This window comes from Alteromonas sp. G4i13 (genome assembly GCF_054960505.1).
On record NZ_JBHNYX010000045.1, the window covers coordinates 26408 to 32479 of the forward strand.

At 43.1% G+C, this 6072-nt stretch carries 8 protein-coding genes; 5 read left to right on the forward strand and 3 right to left on the reverse strand.

Annotated elements, in window-relative coordinates:
* Positions 1-18: 18 nt before the first annotated feature.
* On the reverse strand, positions 19-1452 hold the full coding sequence (gene miaB, locus ACFI6J_RS17855) for a tRNA (N6-isopentenyl adenosine(37)-C2)-methylthiotransferase MiaB (protein ID WP_014948994.1): 1434 nt from the start codon (positions 1450-1452) through the stop codon (positions 19-21).
* Positions 1453-1757: 305 nt separating this feature from the next.
* Here miaB and ACFI6J_RS17860 point away from each other — a divergent pair, with 305 nt between their 5' ends.
* From ACFI6J_RS17860 to ACFI6J_RS17870, 3 genes are all read left to right on the forward strand, one after another.
* Positions 1758-2957: an FAD-dependent monooxygenase gene (locus tag ACFI6J_RS17860; protein WP_239301598.1), complete on the forward strand. Its 1200-nt coding sequence runs from the start codon at positions 1758-1760 to the stop codon at positions 2955-2957.
* Entirely contained in the window at positions 2957-3133 is a 177-nt protein-coding gene (locus ACFI6J_RS17865; RefSeq protein WP_014948996.1) for a hypothetical protein, read from the forward strand. Before ACFI6J_RS17860 ends, ACFI6J_RS17865 begins: the two co-directional genes overlap by 1 nt.
* A gap of 81 nt (positions 3134-3214) precedes the next feature.
* Positions 3215-3697: a hypothetical protein gene (locus ACFI6J_RS17870; protein ID WP_239301599.1), complete on the forward strand. Its 483-nt coding sequence runs from the start codon at positions 3215-3217 to the stop codon at positions 3695-3697.
* Between the two features lie 77 nt (positions 3698-3774).
* Here the strand turns inward: ACFI6J_RS17870 and ACFI6J_RS17875 are convergent, their stop codons facing one another.
* The gene (locus ACFI6J_RS17875) at positions 3775-4365 is read right to left on the reverse strand and encodes a TetR/AcrR family transcriptional regulator (RefSeq protein WP_014976138.1); all 591 of its coding nucleotides are present in this window, start codon (positions 4363-4365) and stop codon (positions 3775-3777) included.
* 149 nt (positions 4366-4514) lie between these two features.
* Between ACFI6J_RS17875 and ACFI6J_RS17880 the strand changes: the two genes are divergently transcribed.
* Entirely contained in the window at positions 4515-5066 is a 552-nt protein-coding gene (locus ACFI6J_RS17880) for a carboxymuconolactone decarboxylase family protein (protein WP_069944045.1), read from the forward strand.
* Positions 5067-5227: 161 nt separating this feature from the next.
* Here the strand turns inward: ACFI6J_RS17880 and ACFI6J_RS17885 are convergent, their stop codons facing one another.
* Positions 5228-5410, reverse strand: coding sequence for a hypothetical protein (locus tag ACFI6J_RS17885; protein WP_014976139.1), 183 nt, complete (start codon positions 5408-5410; stop codon positions 5228-5230).
* A gap of 247 nt (positions 5411-5657) precedes the next feature.
* Here ACFI6J_RS17885 and ACFI6J_RS17890 point away from each other — a divergent pair, with 247 nt between their 5' ends.
* A complete protein-coding gene (locus ACFI6J_RS17890) occupies positions 5658-5828 on the forward strand; it encodes a hypothetical protein (protein ID WP_014949001.1) in 171 nt (56 codons plus the stop codon).
* Positions 5829-6072: the final 244 nt, after the last annotated feature.

Genomic DNA, 6072 nt, shown 5'->3' on the forward strand with positions numbered 1-6072 from the left:
CCTCGCTATAAAATGTATTTAGGCTGGGTTAAATTGACCCACGCCAAGCTCATCGGGCAAATCTGCCTGATGCTTTGCCATGATAGATTGGGGCGAAACGGCAACACGCAAGCCCATTTCGCTCTCTCTGCGCACAACTTCACCACGTAATGAGTTAGTGAATACGTCAGTGATGTTTACATCAACGAATTCGCCAATCATGTCTGGTGTGCCTTCGAAGTTCACTACACGGTTATTTTCAGTACGTCCCGAAAGCTCCATTGGGTTTTTCTTTGACGGACCTTCAACCAATATTCGCTGCTCTGTACCAACCATGTGACGAGCAATACGAAGAGCCTGTTGCGTAATACGCTGCTGTAGTAGGTGAAGACGTTGCTTCTTAGTTTCTTCACTTACGTCATCTACTGCGTCGGCAGCAGGCGTACCCGGGCGAGCACTGTAAATAAAGCTGAAGCTAAGGTCGTAATCGACTGCCTGAATCAAATCCATGGTGGCTTCAAAGTCGGCATCTGTTTCACCTGGGAAACCAATAATGAAGTCACTCGACAAACTAATGTTCGGGCGAATTTTCTTCAGCTTACGCATTTTAGACTTGTATTCAATTGCTGTATGGCCACGCTTCATCAAGTTCAATATACGGTCAGAGCCGCTTTGAACAGGCAAGTGTAGGTGGTCTACTAACTCCGGAATAGACGCGTATGCTTCTATAATGTCATCAGTAAATTCAACCGGGTGTGAGGTGGTGTAACGAATTCTGTCGATACCGTCTATGGCCGCTACCAATTCAAGCAGCTCAGAGAAACGACAAATTGTACCGTCGTAATTTTCACCGCGATACGCGTTAACGTTTTGACCTAGAAGATTGACTTCACGCACGCCTTGACCTGCAAGCTGAGCGATTTCAAGCAACACGTCGTCAACAGGACGGCTTACTTCTTCACCGCGGGTGTAAGGCACAACACAGAATGTGCAGTATTTTGAACAGCCTTCCATGATTGAAACGAACGCCGTTGGACCTTCAGCACGTGGTTCAGGTAAACGGTCAAATTTTTCAATTTCCGGGAAGCTAACGTCAATGACTGACTTTGCGCCGCCCTGAAGCTGATTGATCATTTCAGGCAAGCGGTGCAGTGTTTGTGGACCAAAAACTAAGTCTACGAACGGCGCGCGCTGACGAATAGTATCGCCTTCTTGAGAGGCTACACAGCCGCCCACACCGATAATAAGTTCAGGTTTATCTTGCTTAAGTGTTTTCCAACGGCCCAGCTGGTGGAACACCTTTTCCTGTGCTTTTTCACGAATTGAGCATGTGTTAAGCAAAATAACATCGGCTTCTTCAGCACTTTCTGCAGCACTGTAGCCATGCGTTGAGTCTAGTAAGTCTGCCATTTTCTCCGAGTCGTACTCGTTCATTTGGCAGCCCCAGGTTTTGATATACAGCTTTTTAGTCATAACAACTATTCGATAACCTGTTAGTGTTCCTGTAAGTGAGAGCAGTTTCACCGTTGTTTAGAAAAGGTGGCTGCCAGAATGTTATTTTACGTGAGGCGCTTAAATCACCACGTAAAAAACACTGATAATGTCAGTTACAGGAAGATGTTCAAAATAGCCGCATATTTTACCTGTTATGCAAGCATATTCCCAGTATCTTGAGACGATTCGTTAAGAATTGATCTAGGGCAAGCCAGTTCCACGTTTTACTTCACAGCGCTTTGTGTTTTAAGACATAATGCAAGTGCGTGTTTTAAGGAGAGTAAATGGTCGATTTTTGTATAAATGGCGGCGGTATGGTAGGTGCTGCACTTGCGTTGGGACTTGCTCAGCAGCAGTTTAAGGTAGCAGTGATAGAACCGTATCTACCAGCACCTTTTAACGCTGAGAAGGGGCCTGACTTAAGGGTTTCAGCCATCAGCGAAGCATCGGTAACGCTGTTAAAAGCCCTTGGCGCTTGGGAACACATAGCCGCCATGCGTGTTAAACCTTACACAGGCCTAAGCGTGTGGGACGACCCAGCCCATCGAACAGACTTTACCGCACAAAGTATCGACATGCCCCAATTGGGCTTTTTTGTGGAAAACCGATTGTTGCAGCTAGGATGCCACCACGCATTAAAGCAGTTTGACAATGTTGAGCTCATTACCGGACAAACGGTGCAAGATATTCAATTAACGAATACGGCTAAGGTCAGCCTTTCGAATGGCAGAACCATTGAAGCGAGCTGGCTTGTTGGCGCAGATGGCGCAAACTCTCAGGTGAGAAAGGCGGCGGGCATTGGCACTACAGGTTGGCAATATGCGCAGCAGGCGATGGGGATCACTATAAAGATGGAGAACGCCGTTGAAACTGTAACCTGGCAGCAGTTTACATCGAGCGGCCCTAAAGCCTTTTTACCCATGTTTGATAACTACGCCTCGCTCGTTTGGTATGACTCGCCTGACGAACTCAAACGGATTAAAAGTTTAAAAGCGAGCCAACTTGAAAGTGAAATTCTTAAAACGTTTCCCGATGAATTGACCAGAAATGGCAATCGCTTTTCAGTTATTGATAAAGCGATTTTTCCGCTTACCCGTTCTCATGCTAATCAATACGTTAAAGGCAGATGTGTGTTAGTTGGTGATGCAGCACACACTATTAATCCGCTTGCCGGACAGGGTGTTAATTTAGGTTTTAAAGATGTAGAAACCTTTCTTTCTGTGTGTGCTGAATTCAAGCCATTCGGTAGCGACAACGCATTGTCGCTAACCGATAAAGTATTTTCTCAAAGGCTTATCAGCAATTATGAAAAGCCACGAAAGCGAGATAATTTGGTGATGATGACGGCAATGGATGGGTTTTATACCTTGTTTAGCAATGACGTTGCCCCCATAAAATGGATAAGAAACCAGCTTCTTTCTGTGGCGCAGCGCATAGAGCCTGCAAAACAAGAAGTGCTCAAATATGCGATAGGGTTACGATAATGGAAGTGTTAATTTTACTGGCGGTGTTATTTGGTGCGCTAGCATTGATTATACCGCTAATAGAACGCTCTAAAATGCGAATCAGTAATGAGGATGCTGCGAAATGGGCTAAGTGGATTTGGCCCTTAATGGGGATTTTGCTTATCGCCCAGTTGTTGCGGTTACTGTTCTCTTAGCTGCTGCTTAGGTTTAAAAAGTCACAAAATCTAGCCACTTGCCGAACTCAAATCAATTCACTTTTTCAAAGGTTCAAAGGAATGACCGTACAATTTTCGCAAGGGTTCTCCAATCAATGTCCGTGGGTTAATCTAAAAGGCTATAGCCTTTATTATATTTGGCAAGGGCATCCAGCAGACGAAGGCGAAAAACACTTTTATCAGTTGAAGAGTAAACCTGACCCTGAAAAGGTTGGGGTGATGTCTGCCTGCTGGGATGGCTATGCAGGCAGTTATCAGTTAAGTGCTGAAGGAAGCCTTATTCTCACTCGGTTTCATTACTTCCTCCCCAACGGATTGGGGGAGTCCGATGCCTTACTTGAGGAGTTACACGGCGACTTTTACTTAGAATTTAGAACCCACTTTGAAGGCGATCAGCTATATGTACCGTTTGCTGATGGTAAAGTGACTGTTGACCAGGAACAGTGGGTTGAGGTAAAGCGAGCCTACGTTAATCTGAAAACGGACAAAAATGGTTTTTCCACTTGGTTTAATCGGTTCATTCCGAGCCGCTTAGTTAAGTAAACCAGGGCTCATCCAACTGGTTTCACGGCAATTTTCATGAAATGCATTGCGTCAGTTTTTGTAAGCCTTCATCTACATTAATGTGTTTGTTGTGGCCATTGTCCTTTCAAATCGATAATGACTTTGTCTATCATCTTAATAGTTGTTTGATTATCGTCTTGCAGTAAGGCAAACGCTCGTAAGCCAACGAACTGATTTTGAAGCCACTCTGCGGCTGTTGACGTTGGCGTATGTTCAGGCAGCTCACCTTTTTCGATACAGGCTTCAATAATATTTCTAAAACCAGCCTTAAGGGTTTGCATGCTCTCAAGTACAGCTTTTTTGGCAATATCACCAATGAGTTCTAATTCTGCAATAGACTTAACCAACAAGCACTGGCGCATGTAGCGTTGCTCGTCGGGGCCAGTTAATGCTGTTTCAAAAAAGTGGTAAAGAGCGTCTAAAGGTGATTGAGCTTCTGTGACTTGCTTTAAACGTTTTGCACTGTTGTCTGCATAATGCTCAACAACAAGTTTGAATAAACCTTCTTTGCTTTGAAAACGCGCATAAATACTACCGGGGCGCATATCCAATGCCTGCTGAATATCACGCATGCCAGCCGCCTGAAAGCCTCGTTGCCAAAAAAGCGTAGTGGCTTTTTCTATAATCTCATCGTGGTCATATTTCATCGCTGCATACCTTATACGTGAATATTTTGAACATATGTTCAATTATCGCTTGAACGATCGTTCAAGTAAACCTATTATTATTGGCATACGAGTTGTGAGTAGCGCAAAGCGTTGCTTGCAGTTTTTGATCACATCAATAGGAGAGTGACATGAGCGATTTTACTTTACACACGAAAGAGAGTGCGCCAGAAGCAGCGAAGCCTTTACTTGATAATTCGCAAGCAGCATTTGGAATGATTCCAAATCTACATGCAGTAATGGCAGAAGCGCCGACTTTGCTTGAAGGCTATCAAGTGCTGCATAAACTAGCGCAAGAAACATCGTTCAATGCAGAAGAGTTAACGGTGGTTTGGCAGGCAGTGAATGTAGAGCACGCATGTCATTACTGCGTTCCAGCGCATACGGGTATTGCGAAGAGTATGAAAGTGCGCGATGACCTAATTGAAGAGTTGCGAAACGATGAAACACTGTCTGACAGCAAATTGAATACGCTTAAAGAAACTGTGCTGGCTTTAACTCGCGGGCGAGGTAATGTTGATAATGCGCAGCTTGACGCATTTTACAGTGCTGGATACAAGCATCAGCAATTGTTAGAAATCATACTTATATTGGCGCAAAAAGTGATGAGTAATTATACCAATCATTTGGCCGATACGCCTGTAGACGAACCTTTCAAAAAATTTGATTGGTCGCCTAAATAATCATTTGATAGCTCTTTTAAAACGGAAGCAAGGCTTCCGTTTTTTGTTTCTGGCTCAAACGCTTGCGAGCAATCTCGCAAAAACTGAATAGCAGTAGGCTACACAGTGTGTAGATAAAAAGCGCAAACAGCATTTTTCTATTCCTATTCAAAATACGACTATTAAGACGCTAAGGGCAGCTGCGGGCTTAATTCTTCTACGGTTTCCATTGCAACTAACTCTTCGTATCCCTTTTGCTGCAACAGTGTTTTCAAATCGTCGCAATTACTGCATTTATTTTGTTTAGCGATAGCCACTGCTTCGATGAAACACGATAGGTGAGTTATAGATTGTGTTTGTGTCATGGTCTACTTCACTTTTGATTTTACGTAAGTTCGTTGTTTCCATTTTTATTGGAATTACTTTGGCTTAGCCTGAAGTCACTAATGTGACGCTAGCATTACGCTTTTATGAAAAATAAGGGTGAAAAGTTTAAAATACCTTGAAATGTATATACATAGGATATACATTTTGTATTCGAATAATGTGGTAGTACTTGCAGATTCTCATTGAACGACATACTGCACGTATTGGTTTTTGCAAGGATTTAAGGTGTCTGAAAAAAACAATAAAAAGAAGAAAAAGAATAGTCAGATGATTATTCGAATCAACGACGAAGAGCGTGCACAGTTTATCGCGTTATGCGAAGACCTAGACACTTCTGCTGCTCGTGAAGTTAGACACTTTATTCGAGAATTTATTGCCAAACACGGCGATCAATAGCGGCTTTGCTAAACGTTATGTGAGTGAAGCGAACACTACAAATAAAGATAAGGATTTACATCATGGCTAAGAAAAAAGAGTTAAAAAAAGCGATTAAAGCAACTAAAGCGAAAATTTCTAAGCAAGAAGGAAAGCTTAAAAAGCTTAAGAAGAAGCTTAAAAAAGCATAAGCGCCTATTTGGCACTCATTAGTGCAAATTTAGTATGAAAAGCGCTCTGAACGGAGCGCTTTTTTTGTTTCATG

Excerpts from the sequence above, each read along its gene's own strand:
- miaB (WP_014948994.1), bottom strand. The coding sequence starts at position 1,452 with ATGACTAAAAAGCTGTATATCAAAACCTGGGGCTGCCAAATGAACGAG.
- ACFI6J_RS17860 (WP_239301598.1), top strand. The coding sequence starts at position 1,758 with ATGGTCGATTTTTGTATAAATGGCGGCGGTATGGTAGGTGCTGCACTT.
- ACFI6J_RS17865 (WP_014948996.1), top strand. The coding sequence starts at position 2,957 with ATGGAAGTGTTAATTTTACTGGCGGTGTTATTTGGTGCGCTAGCATTG.
- ACFI6J_RS17870 (WP_239301599.1), top strand. The coding sequence starts at position 3,215 with ATGACCGTACAATTTTCGCAAGGGTTCTCCAATCAATGTCCGTGGGTT.
- ACFI6J_RS17875 (WP_014976138.1), bottom strand. The coding sequence starts at position 4,365 with ATGAAATATGACCACGATGAGATTATAGAAAAAGCCACTACGCTTTTT.
- ACFI6J_RS17880 (WP_069944045.1), top strand. The coding sequence starts at position 4,515 with ATGAGCGATTTTACTTTACACACGAAAGAGAGTGCGCCAGAAGCAGCG.
- ACFI6J_RS17885 (WP_014976139.1), bottom strand. The coding sequence starts at position 5,410 with ATGACACAAACACAATCTATAACTCACCTATCGTGTTTCATCGAAGCA.